This window comes from Nocardioides korecus, assembly GCF_054778395.1.
This window is the reverse complement of the sequence record NZ_BAAGZO010000003.1, coordinates 66,645-89,432: the sequence shown is the minus strand read 5'-3', so window position 1 is coordinate 89,432 and position 22,788 is coordinate 66,645. Positions and strand designations below refer to the sequence as shown.

Sequence of the window (22,788 nt, the reverse complement as noted above, 5' to 3'; positions counted from 1 at the left end):
ACCTCGTTCCAACCTCTAGGTCTGGCTCCCCCGCCTGCGGACCACGGCCTCGGCGAAGGCGTCGCCGCGCGCGCCGTAGTGGGCGAACATGTCCATGGAGGCGCACCCCGGCGCCAGCAGGACGGTGTCGCCGGGTTGCGCCAGCGCCGCTGCCTCGGCCACGACACGGTCCATCGGACCGACCCCCGAAGTCTCTCCGGAGCCCACCTCGATCACCGGAACATCGGGCGCGTGTCGCGAAAGCGCCTCGGCGATGAGGGGGGCGTCACGTCCCAGGAGCACCACCCCGCGCAGCCGGTCGCGGACCGCGGTGACGAGGTCGTCGAACGAGGCTCCCTTGGCCAGTCCCCCGGCCACCCAGACCACCGGGTCGTAGGCCTGGAGGGAGGCCGCGGCGGCGTGCGGGTTGGTGGCCTTGGAGTCGTCGATCCAGGTCACCCCGTCGAAGGAGGCCACCTCGGCGATCCGGTGGCCGTCGGGGCGGAAGGCCCGCAGGGCGTCGCGCACGTGCACCGGCGCCACCCCGTGGGCGCGGGCCAGCGCGGCGGCGGCCAGGGCGTTGGCCACGAAGTGCGGTGCGGTGGTGGCCAGGTCGTCCAGGGTGGCCAGCTCGGCGGCCGAGCGGTCGCGGTCCTCCACGAAGGCCCGGTCGGCGAGCACGTCCTCGACCAGGCCGACCATCCCGATCGACGGCGTGCCGAGGGTGAAGCCGATGGCGCGGGCCCCCTCCGTGACGTCCGCGTCGCGGACCAGCTGCTCGGTGACGGGGTCGGCGACGTTGTAGACGCACGCACGGCGCACGCCGGCGAAGATCCGCCCCTTGTCGGCGGCGTACTCGGCCATCCCGTCGGGACCGGGGTACCAGTCGAGGTGGTCCTCGGCGACGTTGAGGACCACCGCGGACTCGGCCTGCACCGAGTGCACCCAGTGCAGCTGGAAGCTGGAGAGCTCCACGGCGAGCACGTCGTAGGGGTCGGGGTCCATCACGGCCTCGACGATGGGCAGGCCGACGTTGCCGCAGGCCACCGTGCGCAGGCCGGCCTGGCGCAGCATCGCCTCGAGCATCTGGACCGTGGTCGTCTTGCCGTTGGTGCCGGTGACGGCCAGCCAGGGGGCGGGCCGGGCGGGGTCGCGCAGGCGCCAGGCCAGCTCGACCTCGCCCCAGACCGGCACACCGCGCTCGACGGCCTGGGCCAGCAGGGGCGCCCGCGGGGACCAGCCCGGCGAGGTCACGACCAGGTCGACGTGCTCGGGCAGCACCGCGGTGGTGCCGGCGCCGAGCCGGACGGTCGCGCCCAGGCTCTCCAGCAGGTCGGCGCGCTCGCGGCGCTCGCCGGCCTCGGACTCGTCGAGCGCCGTGACGCGAGCGCCCAGGAAGGTGAGGTTGTCGGCCGCGGCGTAGCCGGAGACGCCGAACCCGGCCACGACGACGTGGACGTCGCTCCAGTCGCTCGTGCGGCCGAGCGCGGCGACCTGCTCGGGGGTGGGGCTCACGTGCCGGCCACCCACTCGGCGTAGAAGACCCCGAGCCCGGCGGCCACGAAGATGCCCGCGATCAGCCAGAACCGGATCACCACGGTGATCTCCTCCCACCCGAGCATCTCGAAGTGGTGGTGCAGGGGCGCCATCCGGAACAGGCGCTTGCCCTTGGTGGCCTTGAAGAAGCCGACCTGGAGGATCACCGACAGGGTCTGGATCACGAAGAGCCCGCCCAGCAGGGCCAGCAGGATCTCGGTCTCGGTCAGCACCGCGAGACCGGCCAGCGCGCCGCCGAGCGCCAGCGAGCCGGTGTCGCCCATGAAGATCTTGGCCGGCGAGGCGTTCCACCACAGGAAGCCGAAGCAGGCCCCCGTGATCGCCGCGGCCACCACCGCGAGGTCCAGCGGGTCGCGCACCTCGTAGCACTTCGGGCCGGCGGCGCGGCCGCACCACTGGTTGTTCTGCCAGATGTTGACCAGCGTGTAGGCGCCGAAGGTCATCACCGAGGCGCCGGCCGCCAGACCGTCGAGGCCGTCGGTCAGGTTCACCGCGTTGCTCGACCCCGCGATCATCAGCCAGATGAACAGGATCAGGACGACCGCCGGGAGGGTGAAGTCGCGGGGGTCGCGGATGAAGGAGATGGCGTGCCCGGCCGGCGTCTCGCCACGGCTGTCCTCGAGCCACTTCGAGGTGGCCAGCCACCCGAAGACCAGGGCGACGAAGGTCTGGCCGATGAACTTGGCGCGGCTGCGCAGGCCCAGGCTGCGCTGGCGCGAGATCTTGATGTAGTCGTCGAGGAAGCCCACGGTGCCCAGACCGACGAACAGGAACAGCAGCAGCAGCGCCGAGGCGCTGATGTGGTTGCCCGTGGTCAGGCTGGCGATGAAGTAGGCCAGCACCGAGGCCAGCACGATCACCAGACCGCCCATCGTCGGCGTGCCCCGCTTGGTGTGGTGCGTGGTGGGGCCGTCGTCGCGGATCAGCTGGCCGTAGCCGCGCTCGGCCAGCACCTTGATCGCGTAGCGGGTCCCCACGAGCGTGAACACCAGCGACAGGCCTCCGGACAGCAGGATGGCTCTCATCCGGCGTCCTCCTCTCCCCCGGGACGTGTCGCCGACCCAGCGTCGGCGAGCAGACGGTCCGCCACCTGCTCGAGCCGACCGGACCTGGACGCCTTCACGAGGACGACGTCGGGGCCCGCGACATTCTCGCTCAACCAGGACACCGCCTCGTCCACGCCGGGCACCAGACGGCTGCGTGTCGCGCCGTCGACGCCGGCGTCGCGGCCGGCAAGGGCCTCGTGCACGCCCCGCGCCCCCTCGCCCACCACGACGACCTCGTCGATGCCGAGGTCGGCGGCGAGCAGCCCCAGGGCGCGGTGCTCGTCGGACGCCGTCCCGCCCAGCTCGCGCATCTCGCCCAGGACGGCGACGGTGCGGCGCTCCCGGCCCATCCGGGCCAGGGTCTCCAGCGCCGACCGCATCGAGTCGGGGTTGGCGTTGTAGGCGTCGTTGACGACCACGAGCCCGTCGGCGCGCTCGTGGACCTCCATCCGCCACCGCGAGAGCCGCTCCAGGGAGCGCAGGCTGGCCGCGACCCGGTCCAGCGGCAGCCCCACCGCCCGGGCCACCCCGGTGACGGCCGCGGCGTTGAGGGCCTGGTGGGCACCCAGCAGGCGCAGGTCGACGTGCTCGGTGCGACCGAGCGCGGTCAGGTCGAAGGAGGGGCGGCCGAGGTCGTCGAGCACCACCCCCGAGAGGCGTACGTCGGCCCCGGCGGCCTCGCCGAACAGCACGACCGGGGCGTCGGTGCGACCCTCCATCGCGCTGACCCGGGCGTCGTCGGCGTTGAGGACCGCGACGCCGGTGCCGTCGTCGAGCGCCTCGACGATCTCGCCCTTGGCCTGCGCGATGGCCTCCTGGGAGCCGAACTCGCCGATGTGGGCGCGTCCGACGTTGAGCACCAGGGAGACGTCGGGCCGCGCGATCGCGCACAGCTCGGTGAGGTGGCCGATCCCCCGCGCACCCATCTCGAGCACGAGGTAGCGGGTCTCGGCGCCGGCGCGCAGCACGGTCAGGGGCAGCCCCAGCTCGTTGTTGAAGGACCCGGCCGTCGCCACGGTCGGCGCGTGGTCGGCCAGGACGTGGGCCAGCATGTCCTTGGCGCTGGTCTTGCCCTGGGAGCCCGTCAGCGCGATCACGGTCAGGGGCGCGGGTCGCCCGTCGGGTCCCTCGAGCCGGCGGCGCCGGTCCAGCACGACGCGCGCCAGCTCCTGCAGCGCGGCGCGCACGTCGTCGACCACCACGCCCGGCTGCCCCGTCGCCCGGCTGCCCAGGACGGCCGCCGCGCCCGAGGCGACCGCGGCGGCGGCGTGGTCGTGGCCGTCGGCCCGCTCCCCCACGAAGGCCACGAAGAGGCCCTCGGGCTCGGGCGACCGGGTGTCGAGGAAGGCGGGGCCGCGCACCACCGTGGCGTCCCCGGCGGCTCCGGCGTCGACGACACGGCCACCGACGGCGCGGGCGATCTCTCCCAGCGTGAGCGGGATCACGGGCGCTTCCTCTCCGAGGACCCCAGGGCGGCCCGGAGCTCCTCGCGGTCGTCGAAGGGGTGCACGGTGCCCGCGACCTCCTGGCCGGTCTCGTGGCCCTTGCCGGCCAGCACGACGGTGTCGCCGGGGCGGGCGAGCGCGACGGCACGGCGTACGGCCTCGCGGCGGTCACCGACCTCCAGCACCTCGGCGCGCTCGGCGTCGGGCACGGCATGGGCCCCGAGCAGGACCGCGGCCCGGATGGCGGCGGGGTCCTCGCTGCGGGGGTTGTCGTCGGTCACGACGAGCACGTCGGCCAGCCGCGCGCCGATCTCGCCCATCACCGGGCGCTTGCCGGTGTCGCGGTCGCCGCCGGCCCCCAGGACCAGCACCAGGCGACCGGCGGTGAGCGGTCGCAGGGCGGTCAGGGCGGCCTCGACCGCGTCGGGCTTGTGGGCGTAGTCGACGACGGCGAGGAAGTCCTGGCCCTCCTCGACCCGCTCGAGCCGACCCGGGACGCCCTCGCCGCGGGCGATCCCGTCGGCGACCGCGGCGGGGTCGAGGCCGCCCTCGCCGGCCAGCGCGATCGCGCACAGGGCGTTGTCGACGTTGTAGGCGCCCGGGAGCGGGACCGAGGCCGCGATCCGGTCGCCCTGCGGCGTGACCACGACGAAGGTGGAGCCGGTCGGGCCGGGGTCGACGTCGACCGCCCTCCAGTCGGCCTCGGCGCCGGACGGGGAGAACGTCACCATCGGCACGCCGGCGTCGCGGGCGACGTCCAGCAGCCGGCGACCCCAGGGGTCGTCGACGTTGGTCAGGCCGCGGCGGGTGCGCTCGGTGGTGAACAGCGAGGCCTTGGCGGCGAAGTAGTCCTCGACGTCGGCGTGGAAGTCCAGGTGGTCGCGCCCCAGGTTGAGGAAGGCGGCCGCGTCGTAGACCACGCCGTCCACGCGCCCCTTGACCAGGGCGTGGCTCGAGACCTCCATCGCGCACGCGCTGATCCCCTGCTCGACCATCACCGCGAAGAGCGCGTGCAGGTCGGGGGCCTCCGGCGTGGTGAGCGCGGTCTTGACCTCGACCCCGCCGATGCGGGTGCCGACGGTGCCGATCACGGCGGCGGGCACGCCGACGGTGGTCAGGGCCCCCTCGAGCAGCCGCGTGGTCGTGGTCTTGCCCTGGGTGCCGGTCACCGCGAGCAGCGTCAGCGCGCGGGCGGGCTCGGCGTGCAGGCGGGCGGCCAGGTGCCCCAGGACCGAGCGCGGGTCGTCGTGGACCAGCACCGGCACGTCGGCCAGGCGCGCGTCGGCGGCCACCAGCGCGGCCCCCTCGGGGTCGGTCAGGACGGCCACGGCGCCGGCGGCCACGGCGTCCGCGGCGTACGCCGCCCCGTGGACGCGGCTGCCGGGAAGCGCGGCGTAGACGTCACCCGCGCGCACCCGCTGGGAGCTCAGGGTGATGCCCGAGACCTCGACGGCGTCGGCACCGCGGGGCTCCAGGGTCGCGCCGGTCCACGCCACCACCTGGGCCAGGGGTGTCTGCGGCGGCGAGCTCGGCCTGAGCAGGTCGAGCGGGTCGGGCTGGTTCGAGTCGGACACCACGTGAGGTTACTGGTGGGGCAGGGTGGCGCCGCGACCCCACTGCGTCGGCAGGGCCGCCGGCGTGGTGCCGGTCGGGGGGACGGCGTACTTCTGGAGGACGTAGCTGAGGATCCGGCGGAAGACCGGGCCCGCGGTGCCGCCGCCGCTCGCGCCGGCGCCGGGCTGCTTGATCACGACGTAGACGGTGAAGCGGGGGTTGTCGGCCGGCGCGAAGCCGGCGAAGGAGACCGCGAGGCCGCCCTGGGCGTAGCACTTGCAGGCGCCACCGACCTCCTGGGCGGTGCCGGTCTTGCCGGCGACGCGGTAGCCCGCGATGCCGGCGCCGGGCGCGGTGCCGGCGCCCTCGGTGGTGACCATCTCCATCATCTGGGCGGTCTTGCTGGCGGCGTCGGCGCTGATCACCCGGCGCTGGGTCGTGGTGGCCGTGCCGACGGTGGAGCCGCCGGCCGTGGTCTGCCGCCCCTCGACCAGGCTGGGGCTGACGTAGGTGCCGCCGTTGGCCACGGCGTTGACGCCGGTGGCCATCTGGAGCGCGTTGACGCCCAGGCCCTGGCCGAAGGAGATCTGGGCCCGGGTCAGGGGGGTCCAGCTGGAGGGCCTGGGGAGCAGGCCGCGGTTCTCGCCCGGTACGCCGACGTCGGTCAGGCGTCCGAGGCCGAAGGCGTCGAGGTAGCTCCACAGCTGGGTGGGGGTGAACTGGGTCGCCGCCATCGTGGTGCCGATGTTGGAGGACTGGGCGATCACGCCGGCCATGGTCCAGTTCATCAGCGGGTGGTCGAACCAGTCGTGGATGACCCGGTCGGTGACCTGGAGCTGGTTGGGCACCCGGAACCGCGTCGCCGGGGTCACCTTGTGGGCGTCGACCAGGCTGGAGATGGTGAAGACCTTCTCGACCGAGCCGGGCTCGTAGAGGTCGGTCAGCCCGGTCGCGCCGAGCTGGGACACCGGGCTCTTGCCCGGCTGGTTGGCGTCGAAGGTCGGGTAGTCGGCGAAGGCCATCACCTCCCCCGTGCGGGTGTCCATCACCACGGCGGTGCCGGACTTGGCCTTGGCCGTCTGCACGGCCGTGCGCAGGGCGCGCTGGGCGTACCACTGCACGTCGCGGTCGATGGTGAGCCGCAGGTCCTTGCCGTTGACCGGCTTGACCTCGGAGTTGTCGCCCAGGGGGATCCGGTTGCCGCCGCCGACCTCGTAGGTCTCCTTGCCGTTCTTGCCGGCCAGGATCGAGTTGAAGCTCTGCTCGAAGCCGCCCCCGGGCTTGCCCGCGTCGTTGACGAAGCCGACCAGGTTGGCGGCCACGTCCTTGGAGGGGTAGTAGCGCAGCGGGTCGGACTCGGTGTCCACGCCGACGTAGCCCTTGGCGTGGAGCTGGTCGACCACGCTCTGGGCCAGGGTGGAGGGCACCCGGCGGGCCAGGTAGGCGAAGCGGGACTTCTTCTGGGAGAGCTTGGTCAGCAGGTCGAAGTAGTCCAGGTCGAGCTTGGCGGCCATCAGCTTGGCGATGGCCTCGGCGTCGGGTGCGGTGCGCGAGGGGTCGGCCACCAGCATCGAGCCGGCGACCGACTCGGCCAGGGGGACGCCGTTGCGGTCCAGGATCCGTCCGCGCTTGGCCGGCAGCTCCACGGTCACCAGGCCGGAGGCGTCGGCACGGCTGGCGTAGGCGCTCGAGTCGACTCCCTGCAGCTGGAACAGCCGGGCGCCGAAGAGGCTGAGCAGCATCGTGATCAGGATCAGGGCAACGCGCAGCCGCAGGTGGGCCGCGCCCCGAGCGCCCCGGACCCTCGCCCTGGGCCCGCCGGGTCCACCGTTCCTGCCGGCTCGGTCACGAGCGGGTCGTCCGGAGGTGCGCCCGGACCGGGGTCGCGGCGGTCGTGCAGAGGTCAACGAGGTGCTCCGGACGTCGCGGTGCTGGAGGAGGAGGCGGTGCTGCCACTCTTCCTACCTGCTGCGCCGGTCGAGGCGGTGGAGGCGCCGCGGGTGTCGGCACCCGACTTGGCGGCGCGGGCGGCCGGGGCGGCCTCGACGATGATCGTGCGGCGGGCGATGGCGGCCGGCACCTGGGCGGGCAGCGGGTTGATCCGGACCGCGTCGCCGCTCGTGGTGGGCGTCGGGGTGCCGAGGATCCGACCGTCGGAGAGGCGCACGAACGCCGGGGTGGCCGGCGCCACCATGTGCAGCTCCTGCTTGGCGGTCCGCGCCAGGGTCTGGGGGTCGCGCAGCTGGTCGAGCTCCATGCTCAGCGACTGCTCCTGGGCGGTGAGCGTCGAGACCTTCTGCTGCAGCGCCGTGGCCTTGAACGAGGCCTGCTGCATGTTCGTGTTGAACATCAGGAGACCGACGACGCCGGCCACCAGCATCCCCAGGACGAGCACGGCGAAGGGGGTGCGGGCCGCCTGGGTGCGGCCCAGGGCGCGCGGGGGGACCACGGTGAGGCGGGCACGCTCCACGGCGGCCTCGGCGAAGCGGGGGACGCGGGTGCGGGCGACCCTGGCGGCGACGGACTCGGTGCTCATGACGGTGCTCCCCTGGTGGCGGACCTGGTGGCGGGCGACGGGTCCGAGCGGCCCGTCGGGTTGCTGTTGACGCGCTCGACGGCCCGCAGGCGGACCGAGGCGGCGCGTGGGTTCTGGGCGATCTCCTCCGGCGTGGCCTTCTCGGCCCCGCGGGTGACCGGGCGCAGCGGCGGCTCGAAGCCGGCCGGCACGACCGGCAGGTCGTGCGGGACGCGCGAGGTGGTGCCCTGCGCGAAGGCCTGCTTGACCAGGCGGTCCTCGAGGGAGTGGTAGCTCTCCACGACGACCCGCCCGCCGAGCCCGATCGCCGCCACGGCGGCGGGGACGGCGCGCTCGAGGACGCGGAGCTCGTCGTTGACCTCGATGCGCAGCGCCTGGAAGGTGCGCTTGGCGGGGTGTCCACCCGTACGCCGGGCCGGGGCCGGGATGGTCGCGTAGAGCAGCTCCACCAGCCGGGCCGACCGGTCGAACGGCTCGGTCTCCCGGGCCTTGACGACGGCCCGGGCGATCTGGCGGGCGAACTTCTCCTCGCCGTAGACCCGCAGGACGCGGGTGAGGTCGCCGACCTCGTAGGTGTTGAGCACGTCCGCGGCGGTGGGTCCCTCGCCGTCGTCCATGCGCATGTCCAGCGGGGCGTCCTCGGCGTAGGCGAAGCCGCGCTCGCGCACGTCGAGCTGCATCGAGGAGACGCCGAGGTCGAACAGGACCGCGTCGAGGTGGTCCAGCTCGAGGTCGACCAGGACGTCGGGGATCTCGTCGTACACCGCGTGCACGAGGGTGACCCGGTCGCCGAACGGCCTGAGCCGCTCACCGGCGCGCTCCAGGGCGTGGGGGTCGCGGTCGACGCCGATCACGCGGGCCTCGGGGCAGCGCTCGAGCACGGCCTCGCTGTGACCACCCAGGCCGAGGGTGGCGTCGAGGAGGACCGAGCCGGGGCGGTCGAGCGCGGGCGCCAGCAACGCGACGACCCGGTCGAGGAGGACCGGGACGTGGAGGGGGCTCGGCACGGGTCGTTCAGCTCCCGAACCGGACCAGGACGGTGAGCACGGCGGCGACCGCCACCGAGCTGAGCGCCGAGAAGGCCATCACGGCCAGGGAGTCGCGGACCTCGTGGCGCACGCGCCGGCGGCTCCGGGCGCCCGAGTGGTCCCGGGGGTCCCGAGGGTGGAGGGCACGAGGTGCGGTGGTGGTGCTGGCCATCGGGTCCGACCCCCTTCCGAGCGTGTGACGTGAGGAGCGGTGGTCGCAGGGCCAGGTTCTCCGTCCGCCCGAACCGGGGAGTCCGTCTGACACCGGGGAAGGTGCGTCAGAAGGACCGGGAGGGGCGGACGCGAGCCTCGCCCTGCGATCACTGCTCTGGAGTTGTGTGGTGCTGGTGCTGCGTGCGGGGGGCTCCTAGAAGCCGGGGAAGACCTCGTCCTGGAGGTTGGCGAAGGCCTGCTCCTGGTCGGCGGTGTAGCGGGCCCACGAGGCGGGCTCCCAGACCTCGATCCGGTCGTAGACGCCGATGACGACGGCGTCGCGGTCGAGGCCGGCGTACTGCCTGAGCTCGGGGGTGACGGTCACGCGGCCCTGCTTGTCCGGGACCTGCTCGGTCGCCAGGGCGAAGAGCATCCGGCCGTAGGCGCGCAGCCGCGCGTCGGTCTGCGAGGCGTTGCGGAACTTCTCGGTGAAGACGGCGAAGTCGGCTTTCGTGCGGATGTCGAGGGCGCGCTCCTGACCACGGGTGATCACCAGGCCCTCCTGCATGTCGTCACGGAACTTCGCGGGGAGGAAGAGACGGCCCTTGTCGTCGAGCTTCGGGGTGTAGGTGCCGGAGAACATCCCGTGCTCCCCTCGCCCCACCCTGATCGACCACTCAGGAGCCGTCTTCCTCCACTGCGCACCACTTTACTCCACTCTCCACCACGGTCAACCACATTTGGACCACGTCGCTCCCCCGTTCACCCCGGATCGCGGCCCGCGCGCTCCCCTGGCCCGGGTCGCTGGACCAGCCCGGGTGTGGGGGTGTGCGCTTGACTGGGCCCCGGGACCAGGGCCGATCGGGCCGCGGTGCCCGGGTGGGGAGAAGTGGGGAACGTGGTGGAGCAGCAGCGAGGCACGGCCGGGCCGCGGCCCGACGACGTCCACGAGGTCCGCTCGGTCGTGGAGCGCCTGGAGGCCAACGTCGCGACCGTGATCGAGGGCAAGCCCGAGGTCGCCCGCGCCGCCGTCGTGACGCTGCTGGCCGCCGGGCACCTCCTGATCGAGGACGTGCCGGGCGTCGGCAAGACCACGCTGGCCAAGGCGCTGGCCCGCTCCGTGGACTGCACCGTGCGGCGGATCCAGTTCACCCCCGACCTGCTGCCGTCGGACGTCACCGGCGTCTCGGTCTTCAACCAGGACACCCGTCGCTTCGAGTTCCGACCGGGCGGGATCTTCGCCAACCTGGTGGTCGGCGACGAGATCAACCGGGCCAGCCCCAAGACCCAGTCGGCGATGCTGGAGTGCATGGAGGAGGGGCAGGTGACCGTCGACGGCACGACGTACGCCCTGGAGGCGCCGTTCATGGTGATCGCCACCCAGAACCCCCTGGAGATGGAGGGCACCTACGCCCTCCCCGAGGCCCAGCGCGACCGCTTCATGGCCCGGATCTCGATGGGCTACCCCGTGGAGTCCGCCGAGATCGCGATGCTCTCGGCCCGCGAGGGCGTCAGCCCGATCGAGGAGCTCGAGCCGGTCACCGACGCGGCCGAGGTGCGCAAGCTGATCGAGGTCACGGCCTCGGTGCACGTGTCCCGGCCGGTGCAGGAGTACGCCGTCGCGCTGGCCACCGCCACCCGGCGCTCGCGCGACCTGCGCCTGGGCGCCTCGCCGCGCGCCACCCTCCAGCTGGTGCGCGCCTCGCGCGCCCGGGCCGCCATCGACGGCCGTGCCTACGTCCTGCCCGACGACGTGCGCGAGCTCGCGCCCCTCGTGCTCGGCCACCGGCTGCTGGTGACCCTGGAGGCCACGATGGCCGGACGGACCGCCGACGACGTGGTGCAGCAGGTGCTCGAGCGCGTGCCGGTGCCCCCGCCGGCCCCCGCCGGTCGCTAGGGACGCCGGCCGTGCGACACCTGACCGTCCGTGGGCGCTGCTTCCTGGCCTGCGGCGTGACCGCCGTCATCGGCGGGATGGTGGTCGGTGAGCGCGACTTCGTCCGGCTCGGGCTGCTCGCGGTGCTGGTGCCGCTGCTCAGCCTGCTCGCGGTGCGGCGCGAGCGGCGCACCGTCCGGCGCCTGGAGGTCCACCTGCGGCTGCCGGCCTCGCACGTCGAGTCCGGCGGCACCGCCCGGGTCGAACTCGAGGTGGTCAACACCGGCGGTCGCGCCGCGGCCACCACCGTCGAGCTCGTCCTGCCGCCGGCCCTGGGGGGCCCCCGCCGCGCCCGGCTGCCCGCGCTGCTGCGCGAGGGCCGCGCCTCGCTGCACCTCGAGCTGCCCACCGGCCCTCGGGGCCACGCCGTGCTCGGACCCGTGCGGGTCCGCTCCACCGACCCCCTGGGCATGGCGGTGGCCCGCTCGACGCTGCCCGCGGCGGCCGACCTCCTGGTCACACCCCGGACCGAGGCGCTGGCCCCGGTCGGGCCGACCGGGCGACCCACCGGCGCCGGCGCGCGCACGGTGCGCGAGGTGCTGGGGGGCGGGACGCCGGACGTGTCCGTGCGGGAGTACGCCCTCGGCGACGACCTGCGCCGGATCCACTGGCCCACCAGCGCCCGGGTCGAGGAGCTGATGGTCCGGCGCGAGGAGCAGGAGTGGCGGCCGAGCTGCACCGTGCTCCTCGACGACCGGGTGGTCGGCTACCCGGGCTCGTCCTCCCCCTCCCCGGACTCGGCGTTCGAGCGGGCCGTCGTCGTGGCGGCCTCGGTGCTGGGCGCCCTGGCCGACCAGGACGTCGACGCCCGGCTGGTGACGGCGAGCGGCGCGACGGCGCGTCCGGGCGGGGCCGGGCGAGCCGGCCGCTCCGCGGGGGACTCCCCCGGCGCGCACCCGCTGGGGCACCGGGTCGAGGGCGGGTCGCACCCGGTGGCGCTGGCCCACCAGCTCGAGCGGCTCGCGCTGATCACGCCGAGCCGGGTGACCCAGCTGGCCGACGGCACGGTCCGCGAGCTGCTCGACCGCACCCACGGCGCCGGCTCCCGCGGGGCGGTGGTCGCGGTGCTCGGTCGGGTGGATGAGCCGGACCAGCGCCTCCTGGCCGGGGTCGCTGCCAGCGGTCGGTCGGCGTACGCCGTGGTGCTGGGGGTGGAGACCTGGTCCGCACCACCGGCTGCCTCGGGCTCCGAGGCGCCCACGGCGGCGGCCCTGCTCCGGGCCGGCTGGCGGGCCGGGACGCTGACGCGCGGCGGGTCGGTCGCCACGGTCTGGTCTCAGCTGGCCGGGGTCGGGGCGACCGGGTCGGGGGCGGGTCGGTGAGGCGGGCGCCCTGGCGGCCGGGGCCGCCCCTGCTCGCGCTGGTGACCTCGCTGGTCGTGCTGCTGTCGTGGTCCGGGATGGTCGAGCGGCCCGGGCTCCACCTGCTCGCCACGGCGGCGGTCGGGGTGTTCGTGGCGCTGGTCGGGAGCGGGCTGCGGGTGCTGGGCCTGCCGGCGTACGCCGTGGTGACGGCGCAGCTGGCCGGCGCCGTCCTGGGGCTGAACGCCGCGTTCGCCGGCGGTCGGTCGGTGCTCGGGGTGGTGCCGACGTGGGGGTCGCTGGAGCGCCTGGACCTGCTCGTGGTCGAGGGCGGACGGACGCTGGACTACTACGCCTCCCCGGTGGGGGCCGCGCCGGTCGCGACCGCGGCCCTGCTGACGGCCTGCGGCCTGGCGGTGGTGCTCGCCGTGGACCTGCTGGCCTGCGGCCTGCGACGCCCGGCCCTCGCAGCGCTGCCGCTGCTGGTCGCCCTCGCGGTCCCGATCTCGATCCTCGACTCCGGTTTGACGGTGCCCGTCTTCGTCGTCGCGGCCCTGCTGTTCGCCCGCCTGCTGGTCACCGCCGGCCCGGGGCAGGACGCCGCCGACGAGGGCCCGTCGGGCAGCCCCTCGAGCACCTGGTGGCAGGTGGGCGTCGGCGCCGTGGTGCTGGCCCTGCTCGCCGCTCCGCTGCTGCCCGTCGGCGAGCCCCTGCGGCGGGCCGGCTCCGGGACCAGCGCCGGCAGCGGCGGCGGCGAGCGACTCGAGGTGGTCAACCCGTTCGTGCGGCTGCGGCGCGACCTGCTCGAGCAGCGCGACGTCCCGCTGCTCTACGCCCGCACCGAGGCAAGGCGCACGTCGTACCTCACCACGACCGTGCTCGACCGCTTCACCAGCCAGGACTGGCACCCCTCGCCGCGCCTGCTCAGCCCGCAGAACGGCGCGGACGGCATCTTCCCCTCCCCGCCGGGCCTGGCCACGAGCCTCGGCGGCACCGAGTCGCAGTGGCAGCTCCAGCTCGCCCCGTCCTTCGCCACCCTGTGGCTGCCGCTGCCCTCGCCCGTGCGTCAGGTGGCGGTGCAGGGTGACTGGCGCTACGACTCCCGCACCCTCGACGTGGCCCACGTCGGCGGCGACGCCCCCCGCTCCCTGTCCTACTCCGTCACGGCCTTCGAGCCGGCGCTCACGCCCCAGCTCCTCACCCGCGCCCGCCCCGCCCCGGCGCGGCTGCGGCAGGAGATGACGGCGCTGCCGGACAACCTCCCCTCGGTGATCCGCCGTCAGGCCCGCGCTGTCACCCGTGGCGCCACCACTGACTACGCCAAGGCGGTGGCGCTGCAGGAGTGGTTCCGCTCCAAGGGCGGGTTCACCTACTCCCTGGACCAGCGCAGCGGGTCCGGGATGCAGCTGCTGGCCGACTTCGTCACCACCAGCCGGGTCGGCTACTGCGAGCAGTACGCCGCCGCCATGGCCGCCATGGGACGCACCCTCGGGATCCCGTCGCGCGTGGTCGTGGGGTTCCTCGACGGGAAGCGCCAGGCCGACGGCCGCGTCCTCTACACCACGGCTGACCGGCACGCCTGGCCCGAGATGTACTTCTCCGGCGCCGGGTGGGTCCGCTTCGAGCCCACGCCCGCCTCACGGACCGGGGCCACACCGGCGTACACCCGTCCGGAGGCGAGCGCCCCCACGACCGCCCCCACGCCGACGGCGGCTCCGACCCCGCGGGCCACGCGGCAACCCACCCCGACCCCGGTCGAGCAGCAGCGCAACGACCCGTCGTCGCAGACCTCCGGCTCGGGGCACCCGGTGCTGACCGTGCTGCTGGCCGGTGGGGGCGCGCTCCTGCTGGTCCTCGTCCTCGCGCTGCCCGGGTTGCTGCGTCGTCGGCAGCGACGCCTCAGGCTGGCCCCCCACGACGCCGGCCACCTCCCCGAGGGGGCGTGGTCGGAGCTGCGCGCCACCGCGCTCGACCTGGGCCTGGCCTGGCCCGAGGACCGCTCACCGCGCGAGCAGGCGCGGGCGCTCGGGCGCCAGGTCGACCCCGGCCCCGAGGACACTGCCGCCCTGGACCACCTGCTCGGGGAGGTCGAGCGCAGTCGCTACGCGCCGGGCGCGGGCCTACCGTCGCGCGGCCACGCGGGTCACGCCGTCGCGGTGCTCGACCGTGGTACGGGAGCCGGTCCGGAGGCACGGGCGCGCCGCGGCGGCGACGGTGCCGGGGCGACGAGGACCGTCGCTGCCGTGGAGCGGTGGTGCCGGTTGATGGCGCGCTCTGTCGACCGTCCCGAGGCCGGGCGACGCGGCCGGGTGCGGGTGTGGCGGGCGCGGCTGCTGCCGGCCTCCCTGCTCGACCGACGCGGCCCGGGGTAGCAGCGGTCGTCCGCCGGTCGGGTCACCCGCCGTTGGCCAGGTCGTCGTCGCAGATCGGCCCGGGAGACGTCGCCTCGGGCGTGCGCCACCGCATCGAGCAGGCGCTGCCTCGTCGGTGGGCGCCGCCTCGTCAGCAGGCGCCGCCTCGTCGGTGGGTCAGAAGCCCTGCTGGCGACGGCGCTCCCACCGCTGCTCCATGCGCTGCATGAAGGTGCCGGTGGGCTTGGGCGAGGAACGACGGGCGGCCGCCTTCGGGAGCTTGCGCGACGCGCGACGGGTCCGGCGCTCACCGCGGCCGCCCTGGATCACGTCGAACCGGTGCGGGTGGTCGTCGAAGTCGAAGAGCTGGTCCTCGCTGCGGGCGGGCTTGGCCGGCGGGGCATGACGCCCCCGCCAGGCGGCGAGCCCGATCGTGGCCGAGGCCAGCATGACCACGAACCCGACGATGCCGAGCCAGGTCTGCTGGCTCATGGCGCCGCCCATCAGCAGGGCGACCCCGAGGGCGAAGACGACGGCGGCACCGACGCTGCGCAGCTTGGCGGCCCGCGCCAGCGTGCTGCCCCGCAGCGTCGAGACGAACTTGGGGTCTTCCTGGGCAAGGGCCTGCTCCATCTGCTCGAGCAGTCGGAGCTCCTCTTCAGAGAGCGGCACGTCAACCTCCCAGCGACCTGGTGCTCTCTCGAGTCTAGGCAGGGTGTGGTCACGGCGGTAGACGGGTCCCCAAATTGTGGGCCGACAACTTCGGGTGGCGTCATGGCCGATCGCCCATCAGCAGCGTCGCACGGCGTACGGCGCCCCCACCGAAGCGCAACGCCGCGGCGTCACCGGCCCGGTCGACCTCCTCCCACCCCTGCTCGCGGGCCCCGAGGACGAGCTGGCGCTGCACCTGCTCGCGCGGGACGAGGCCCTCGACCCGCACCCCGACCAGACGGATCCGCGCCCGTTGCAGGCCGAGCGCCGCGAACAGCGCACTGGCCGTGGCGTGGACCTCGCTGGTGACGTCGGTGGCGTCGGACAGCGTGCGCGAGCGGGTCACGGTGGTGAAGTCGGCGAACCGCACCCGCAGGGTGACGGTGCGCCCCACGACGCCGGCGCGCCGCATCCGGCCGGTGACCTTGGCCGACAGTCGCAGCAGCTCCCGCAGCACCACCGCCCGGTCGTCGACGTCGCGCCCGAAGGTCTCGTCGGCCCCCATGCTCCGGTCGGGCTCGTGGTCGCCGCGGCGGGGCGTCAACGTGCGCCGGTCGGTGCCCCACGCGAGGTGGTGCACGTGGGTGCCGGCGGCCACGCCGATCCCGCGCTGCAGGGTGCTCACGGGGGTGTGGGCCACGTCGCCGACGGTCCTCAGGCCCAGCCGGTGCAGCTGCTCGCGGGTCTTCTCCCCCACGCCGTACAGCTCCCCCACGTCGAGGGGGTGCAGGAACCGCGTCACCTCGCGCGGTCGCACCACGACCACGCCGTCGGGCTTGGCCCGGCGGCTGGCCAGCTTGGCCACCGACAGCGAGCCCGCCACCCCGACCGAGCAGGTGATCCGCTGCTCGTCGGCGACCCGGGCCCGGATGTGCTCCGCGATCTGGCGCGGGCTCCCCCAGCGGCGGGTGGCGCCCGAGACGTCGAGGAAGGCCTCGTCGACCGAGAGCGTCTCCACCAGCGGGGTGACCTGGCGGAAGATCTCCATGACCGAGGAGGAGACGCTCTCGACCTCGGCGTAGTCGGGGGCCAGGACCACGGCCTCGGGGCACATCCGACGGGCGCGGGTCATCGGCAGCGCCGACCGGACGCCGTGGCGCCGGGCCGGGTAGTTGGCGGCCAGGACCACCCCGCGGTGCCCGCCTCCCACGATCACCGGGACGTCGGCCAGGTCCGGTCGGTCACGGGTCGCCACGGACGCGAAGAAGGCGTCCATGTCGACGTGCAGGAACGGGCAGTCGTGGGACAGGTCGAGCCTCACCGCGCACCACCGTGCCGGGGCGTGCCGGTCAGGACCCCGGCAGGCTGCGCGGGGAGCTCCGGGTCGGGTTCAGCGAGTGGCGACGACGTGCAGCTGGCTGGCCACGGTGAGGTACTCCGGGCGGGTGGAGGCAGCGCGCTCCAGCTCCAGCAGCGCCGCCGATGCCCCGGGCTCGAGGTCGAGCAGCGAGGACGGCACCAGGTCGGTGAACACGCGCACCCCGTGGATGCCCGCGACGGTGAAACCGGCCTGCTCGAGCAGGTCGGTGACCTCCTCGGCCGCGAAGCGTCGCTCGACGCCGCGCGAGCCCTCCCGGGCGACGTCGCCGACCAGGAGCGCCGAGGCCTGCGAGAAGTGTCCGGCCATGGCCCGCGCGAGCACGGCCGCGTGACGCTGACCGACCACGAGCGACAGGCTCCCGCCCGGACGCAGCACCGAGGCGATCGTGCGCAGCGCGGCCACGGGGTCGTCGACCAGGCCGAGCACCCCGTGGCAGAGCACCAGGTCGAGCCCCCCGTCCGGCGCCAGCTCGGCCAGGCCGGCCAGGTCGCCCTGGAGACCGGTGACCCGGTCGGCGACGTCCTGCTCGGCGGCCCGTCGGGCCAGCGCGGCCAGGGCGTCGGGGCTGGGGTCGACCACCGTGACGCGGTGGCCCCGCCCGGCGACCCGCACCGCGAACCCGCCGGTGCCGCCGCCGATGTCGAGGACGCGCTGCTCGCGCGGCTCCCCCGCGTCGCCAGCGCCGCCGTTCGCCGCTGCTGCGCCCGCCGAGCCCTCGAGGAGGGACTGGACGGCCTCCCAGACCACGGCGGTGCGGGCGCTGGTACGGCGTTCGTAGGGGCGTTCCACGAGGGCCACTCTAGGGGCCCGCCCGGGCCACGGCGCTCGGGCTCGGCGGCCGGTCGACTCATCCGGCGCTCCCGGGGCTGCGGTGCCACAGCTTGCGTGCCACCTCGCCGGTGACCGTGCCTGGCGACGGACCGGCCGGGGCCACGTCGGCGTACGGCGACACCCTGAACCCGCTGGTGTGCACCAGCACCCGGGTGGGACCCGTCCCACCGACCCCACCGGGTCCGCCGGACCCGTCGGCCGCCGCCGACGACCTCGTCGCGCCGTCGGGCTCGTGGCCCGGCCGCGTCATCCGCGCGTGCACGGCGTCCATGCCGGCGGTGGTCCACAGGTCGTGCAGGGCACCGAGGTCCCAGGCGCCGGTCGCTCGCACCGAGACCCCGCGGCGTCCGGTGCGGCGCAGCTCGCCGCGGACCACGAGCAGCCAGCTGCCGAACACGGTGGCGGCGTAGGGACCCTGGGCGTCCTCGAAGAAGGTGGCGTCGACGGGCCCGGTCCCGTCGTCCAGGGTCAGGAAGACCACCCGACGCCCCGAGCGGATCGGCGGGGTCTGGGTGGCCACCTTGACCCCGGCGACCAGGAGCTCCGAGTGGCTGCGGGCGGCAAGCAGGTCGACGGACCGGGTGGTGCCGAGACGGTCCAGGAACGCGGTGTGGAAGTCCACGACGTGGCGGCTGGCGTCGAGCCCGAGGATGTCGAGCTCGGCGCGCACCCGGTCGGAGTCCGTCATCTCCGGGAGGCCGCTGCCGTCCCGGGCGCCGGTGTCGGGCAGGTCGAGCGACAGCTGCACCGACGACGCCTGCGGTCGCCGCACGGTCGGGGTGGACGGGACCGGGAGGGCACCGGTGGGAGCGGTCGCGGACGGGAGGTCGGTGGTGCGTCGCGTCCCGGTGGTGCCGCGGCCCCGCGCACGCCTCCAGGTGGCTGTCCGGTCGGAGGACCGCTGCAGCCGGTCGAGGTCGCCGACCTCCAGGAGCAGGTCGCGACGGGTGACCCGGTGCCGGCGCCCGGCGCCCGCGGTGGCCCCGATGCCGTGCACGGAGTCCAGGGCCCCGGCCTGGACCAGGCGCTCGAGCACGGGCCGAGAGACCTGGGTGCGCTGCCAGAGGTCGGTCAGCGAGACGTACGGCGCCCCCTCCCGGGCCACCACGATCCGCTCGACCTCACCGTCGTCGATCCCCCGGACCTCCGACAGCGCGATCCGGATCCCCCACCCGTGACCGGACCAGGGGGGCTGGTCGCCTCGACCAGGGGCCGGAGCGCCGCCCGGCTCCTGGCTCGGGCGACCCATCGGGTCCGGCCACGGGTCGTCGGTCCTCTGGTCGTGGACCTGGCCGCGACCGGGGTGATCGCGCGGTTCCTCAGCCCTCGCGAGGGGCAGCGTCCGGTAGATGCCCCCGCGCGGTCGGATGCGGTCGGTGGTCGCCTGGATCCCCAGGCCCTCACCCGGCTGCGGGAGCGGGGTGGCGTCGGGCAGCTTCTCCACGGCGTACGCCGACCCGCTGGCGTTGACGTCGAGACCCAGGATCGCGATGCCGAGGTGACGGGCGTCGTCGAGGATCAACCGCTTGGGGTACATCCCGGGGTCGTGGGTCAGCAGCCCGGAGATGAAGTGCGCCGGGTAGTGGGCCTTGAGCCAGGCCGACTGGTAGGTCGGCAGCGCGAACGCGGCGGCGTGGGCCTTGCAGAAGCCGAACGACGCGAAGGCCGCGATCACGCTCCAGAGCTGCTCGACCACCGGGAGCGGGTAGCCGCGTCCGAGTGCGCGCGGGAAGAACCACGTCCGGGTGTCGGCCATCCCCTCGGCGTCGCCCAGGGCCCGGCGCCGCACGTCGCCCTCGGCGTAGGTCACCCCGGCGAACTCGGCGATCATCTCGATGACCTGCTCGTGGTAGACCACCACGCCACGGGTGCGCTCCAGGATCGGCCGGAGGTCCGCGTGCAGGTAGCGGGCCTCGCGCCACCCCTGCTTGACCTCCAGGTAGGGGGTGATCATGTCGCTCTTGACCGGCCCGGGCCGGAACAGCGAGATGTCGGCGATGATGTCCTCGAAGGTCTCGATGCCGGACTTGCCGACGAGCTCGCGCTGACCGGGTGACTCGATCTGGAAGACGCCCAGGGTCTTGGCCGCCGAGATCATGTCGAAGGTCCGGGAGTCGTCGAAGGGCACCTGCACCTCGTCGTCGAGGTCGACCTCGATCCCCTCCACCCGGCGGATCTCGGCCACCGCGTGCGCCATCGAGGACTGCATCCGGATGCCGAGGACGTCGAGCTTGAGCAGACCGAGGTCCTCGACGTCGTCCTTGTCGAACTGGCTCATCGGGTAGCCCAGGGCGCTCGGCTCGACGGGGGTCCGGTCGAGCAGCGAGCGGTCGGAGAGCAGCACCCCGCACGGGTGCATGGCGATGTGCCGCGGGAGCCCGTCCAGGCTCTCCACCAGCCGGAAGAACAGGTCGAAGCTGCCCCACTCCCCAGCGGCGGCCTCACGGGCGAGACCCGTGGCCCGCAGCTCGGGCAGGTCGCGCAGGGCGAGCCGGGCGTCGCGCGCCCGGACGTGCGGGAACGCCTTGGCGATGGCGTCGACCTCTCCCACCGGCATCCCCAGCGCCGCCCCGACGTCACGGATGGCGTGGCGCACCTTGTAGGTGTCCATCATCGACACCGTCGCGCACCGCACGCGGCCGTAGCGCGCGAAGATCGCGTCGTAGACCTCCAGCCGGCGGGCGGACTCCACGTCGATGTCGATGTCGGGCAGCGAGCGCCGCAGCGGGGACAGGAAGCGCTCCATCAGCAGCCCGTGGCGCAGCGGGTCGACGCCGGAGATGCCGAGCAGGTAGTTGACCAGGCTGCCGGCCCCCGACCCGCGCGCGGCGCTGCGGATGCCCATGTCGCGCACCATCGCGGTGACGTCGCCGACGGTGAGGAAGTAGGGGGCGTACCCCAAGATCGAGATCGTCTCCAGCTCGTCCAGGAGCCGCTTCCAGATCCGCTGGCGCGGGGCACCGCCGTAGCGGCGGCCCACCGCGGCCTCGCACCGGGCGCGCAGCGCGGCGTCGGCGGCGGTCTCGCCGCGGACGGTGATCGCGGGCCGGGCCGCACCGACGATCTCGAGCTCGGGGAGGTGGACCTCTCCCAGCCCGAGATCGGCACCGGGGTCCAGGACGCACCGGTCGGCCACCGCGCGGGTGGTCGCGAGCAGGTCGCGGGCACCCCGCTCGCCGAGGCCGGCCTGCCGTCCGACCTCCTCGGCCACGAGCCGCATCTGCTGGCCGGACTTCAAGAACCCCTCGGCGTTGCGCCGGTCGAGGTGGCGCAGGTCCATCGGCACCAGCCGCCGGGCGGCGTCCAGCACGTCGATCGTGGGGGCGTCGAGCCGGTCGGCGTAGCGCACCACGTTCGTCAGGACGACCGGGACGTGCGGGCCCCGGCCCGACCGACCCGCGGCCACCCCGACCATCCGGGCGGCGTGCGTCGCCGTGCCCGGCCCAGCACCGGGAAGCCGGTGGGAGACCACCTCGACGACGACCTGCTCGCGCCCCACCAGGTCGCACCAGCGCCGCAGCACCGTCGTCGCGAGGTCGTCGCGCCGCGCGGTGGCACAGCGACCGAGCTCGGAGGCCGGCCCGAGGAGGACGCGTACGTCGTGCCCCGCGACGTGCTCGGCCACCAGCGCGTCGTCGCAGACCGGCGTGCCCCGCGCGCCGGCCCGGTGGGTGGCCGAGACCAGCCGGCACAGTGCCGCCCACCCGTCGCGGCCGCTGGCCAGGAAGGTGACCCGGGGCAGCCGGGCGTCGCGGGAGGCCCCTCCCCGGACGGGCGTGCGCGACCCGGCGCCGGCCCTGGGCACGCGGCTGCCGACGACGCCGTGCTCCGACGGCACGGCCGGGTCGGGGGTCAGGGCCAGGTCGACCCCCAGGATCGGCCGGATGCCGGCTGCCCGGGCCGCCTTGACGAACCGCACCGCGCCGTAGGTGCCGTCACGATCGGTCAGGGCGAGCGCGTCCATCTCCTGCTCGGCGGCCCGCTCCACCAGGACGTGGGGGTGGGACGCACCGTGCTGCAACGAGAAGCCCGAGGCCACGTGCAGGTGCACGAACGGGTCCGGCACGTCGTCTCCTGGGATATCGTCGGGGCAGTCAGGGGTCGGGGGGGCGGGAGCGTCGGGCCGATCAGGCCACCCGGATGGGGAGGTGCTCGGTCAGCCCGAGCGAGGTCTCCACCAGGGCCAGGAAGTGGTCGGCGTCGCGGACGAGGTCGTCGGCCTCGCGCTCGGTCACGGCCCGTCGCGACCCGGCTTCGGCAGCCGCCCGCTTGGACGCGCCGGCGGCGAAGAAGGTCGCCCACTCGGACAGCTCGGGGGCCACCTCGCTCAGCAGGACCCAGGCGTTCTTCTGGCGCCCCCGCCGCGGCGCCGAGACCGGTCGTGCCCGGGCGGCGAGCAGCGCGGCGGTGGCCCGGAGGGCGGAGACGTGGGCGTGGGCGTAGCGCTCGGGGACGGTCGGTGCGGTGATCGCCTCGCGCAGCGACTCCGCGGCCCGCTCCAGGTAGGAGTGGGTGGCCGCCGGCAGGAACGACGGGGCGTGCATGCCGCGCCCGCCGGAGATCCTCGTGGTGGTCATGTCGACTCCCTCAGTCCATCGCCCGGGTGAGCTGCCAGCTGCCCTCGGCCCAGCTGAAGACCAGGTCGAAGACCCCGTAGCCGGGGTCGTGCCCGGGCGCGGACGCCGCCGCCACCCGGCCCCGGGCCGCCGCCACCCGCCACACCTCGCGCTCGCGGAGCAGGTCGGCGTCGGCGACCGAGCCCCCGGGACCGCCGGGGACGAGAGCACCACCGGGCACCGGGTCACCCGTGCGCCGTGCCCACCACGCGCCGGTCTCCACCCAGTGCGCGACCACGTCGCGCACCTGCCAGAGCCGGCCCCGCCACAGGAACTGCTCCGGGTCCTCGTCCGCACCCCGGCGCACCTCCACCGGATCGTCGTAGCGCCGCATCCTGCTCCTCCTCGTGATGTCTGCAGCCGTCTCGACCCGCTGTCAGCGCCCCGGTGGAGGATGGGGGTCGAGGTCATCCCCCACCGAGG

17 protein-coding genes are annotated in these 22,788 nt (G+C 74.7%); 3 read left to right on the top strand and 14 right to left on the bottom strand.

Going from position 1 to position 22,788, the window contains the following annotated elements; translation table 11 throughout:
* Positions 1-15: 15 nt before the first annotated feature.
* The 8 genes from murD to mraZ form a co-directional block, all read right to left on the bottom strand.
* A complete protein-coding gene (gene murD, locus ACYVDA_RS06605) occupies positions 16-1,509 on the bottom strand; it encodes a UDP-N-acetylmuramoyl-L-alanine--D-glutamate ligase (RefSeq protein WP_460816297.1) in 1,494 nt (497 codons plus the stop codon).
* The gene (mraY, locus tag ACYVDA_RS06600) at positions 1,491-2,561 is read right to left on the bottom strand and encodes a phospho-N-acetylmuramoyl-pentapeptide-transferase (RefSeq protein WP_460816295.1); all 1,071 of its coding nucleotides are present in this window, start codon (positions 2,559-2,561) and stop codon (positions 1,491-1,493) included. The genes murD and mraY overlap by 19 nt, the downstream gene beginning before the upstream one ends.
* A complete protein-coding gene (locus ACYVDA_RS06595) occupies positions 2,558-4,027 on the bottom strand; it encodes a UDP-N-acetylmuramoyl-tripeptide--D-alanyl-D-alanine ligase (protein WP_460816293.1) in 1,470 nt (489 codons plus the stop codon). Before ACYVDA_RS06595 ends, mraY begins: the two co-directional genes overlap by 4 nt.
* A complete protein-coding gene (locus ACYVDA_RS06590; protein WP_460816291.1) occupies positions 4,024-5,601 on the bottom strand; it encodes a UDP-N-acetylmuramoyl-L-alanyl-D-glutamate--2,6-diaminopimelate ligase in 1,578 nt (525 codons plus the stop codon). Before ACYVDA_RS06590 ends, ACYVDA_RS06595 begins: the two co-directional genes overlap by 4 nt.
* Before the next feature lie 9 nt (positions 5,602-5,610).
* On the bottom strand, positions 5,611-7,323 hold the full coding sequence (locus tag ACYVDA_RS06585; RefSeq protein ID WP_460816289.1) for a peptidoglycan D,D-transpeptidase FtsI family protein: 1,713 nt from the start codon (positions 7,321-7,323) through the stop codon (positions 5,611-5,613).
* A 161-nt stretch (positions 7,324-7,484) separates the two neighbouring features.
* Positions 7,485-8,117: a hypothetical protein gene (locus ACYVDA_RS06580; RefSeq protein WP_460816286.1), complete on the bottom strand. Its 633-nt coding sequence runs from the start codon at positions 8,115-8,117 to the stop codon at positions 7,485-7,487.
* Positions 8,114-9,124 (bottom strand): 16S rRNA (cytosine(1402)-N(4))-methyltransferase RsmH, encoded by a 1,011-nt coding sequence (gene rsmH / locus ACYVDA_RS06575; RefSeq protein ID WP_460816283.1) that lies wholly within the window; start codon positions 9,122-9,124, stop codon positions 8,114-8,116. Before rsmH ends, ACYVDA_RS06580 begins: the two co-directional genes overlap by 4 nt.
* Before the next feature lie 388 nt (positions 9,125-9,512).
* A complete protein-coding gene (mraZ, locus tag ACYVDA_RS06570) occupies positions 9,513-9,941 on the bottom strand; it encodes a division/cell wall cluster transcriptional repressor MraZ (RefSeq protein ID WP_460816280.1) in 429 nt (142 codons plus the stop codon).
* Between the two features lie 258 nt (positions 9,942-10,199).
* On the opposite strand from mraZ, the gene ACYVDA_RS06565 reads away from it, so the two are divergent.
* Genes ACYVDA_RS06565 through ACYVDA_RS06555 form a run of 3 tightly spaced genes read left to right on the top strand, consistent with a single transcriptional unit; the run spans position 10,200 to position 14,907 of the window.
* Positions 10,200-11,195: an AAA family ATPase gene (locus ACYVDA_RS06565; protein ID WP_460816277.1), complete on the top strand. Its 996-nt coding sequence runs from the start codon at positions 10,200-10,202 to the stop codon at positions 11,193-11,195.
* A gap of 11 nt (positions 11,196-11,206) precedes the next feature.
* On the top strand, positions 11,207-12,556 hold the full coding sequence (locus ACYVDA_RS06560; RefSeq protein ID WP_460816274.1) for a DUF58 domain-containing protein: 1,350 nt from the start codon (positions 11,207-11,209) through the stop codon (positions 12,554-12,556).
* On the top strand, positions 12,553-14,907 hold the full coding sequence (locus ACYVDA_RS06555; RefSeq protein WP_460816271.1) for a transglutaminase family protein: 2,355 nt from the start codon (positions 12,553-12,555) through the stop codon (positions 14,905-14,907). The genes ACYVDA_RS06560 and ACYVDA_RS06555 overlap by 4 nt, the downstream gene beginning before the upstream one ends.
* A 156-nt stretch (positions 14,908-15,063) precedes the next feature.
* Here ACYVDA_RS06555 and ACYVDA_RS06550 read toward each other — a convergent pair whose 3' ends face one another.
* From ACYVDA_RS06550 to ACYVDA_RS06525, 6 genes are all read right to left on the bottom strand, one after another.
* Positions 15,064-15,558: a DUF3040 domain-containing protein gene (locus ACYVDA_RS06550; RefSeq protein ID WP_460816268.1), complete on the bottom strand. Its 495-nt coding sequence runs from the start codon at positions 15,556-15,558 to the stop codon at positions 15,064-15,066.
* A 100-nt stretch (positions 15,559-15,658) separates the two neighbouring features.
* Positions 15,659-16,858 carry a DNA polymerase IV gene (gene dinB / locus ACYVDA_RS06545; RefSeq protein ID WP_460816265.1) on the bottom strand — a complete coding sequence of 400 codons (1,200 nt, stop codon included), beginning with the start codon at positions 16,856-16,858 and terminating at the stop codon, positions 15,659-15,661.
* Positions 16,859-16,927: 69 nt separating this feature from the next.
* Entirely contained in the window at positions 16,928-17,707 is a 780-nt protein-coding gene (locus tag ACYVDA_RS06540; protein WP_460816262.1) for a methyltransferase domain-containing protein, read from the bottom strand.
* Between the two features lie 58 nt (positions 17,708-17,765).
* Positions 17,766-21,815 (bottom strand): DNA polymerase III subunit alpha, encoded by a 4,050-nt coding sequence (locus tag ACYVDA_RS06535; RefSeq protein ID WP_460816260.1) that lies wholly within the window; start codon positions 21,813-21,815, stop codon positions 17,766-17,768.
* 61 nt (positions 21,816-21,876) lie between these two features.
* Positions 21,877-22,326, bottom strand: a complete 450-nt coding sequence (locus tag ACYVDA_RS06530) for an SAV_6107 family HEPN domain-containing protein (protein WP_460816258.1) — start codon at positions 22,324-22,326, stop codon at positions 21,877-21,879.
* 10 nt (positions 22,327-22,336) lie between these two features.
* Entirely contained in the window at positions 22,337-22,699 is a 363-nt protein-coding gene (locus ACYVDA_RS06525) for a DUF6504 family protein (protein ID WP_460816256.1), read from the bottom strand.
* Positions 22,700-22,788 lie beyond the last annotated feature (89 nt).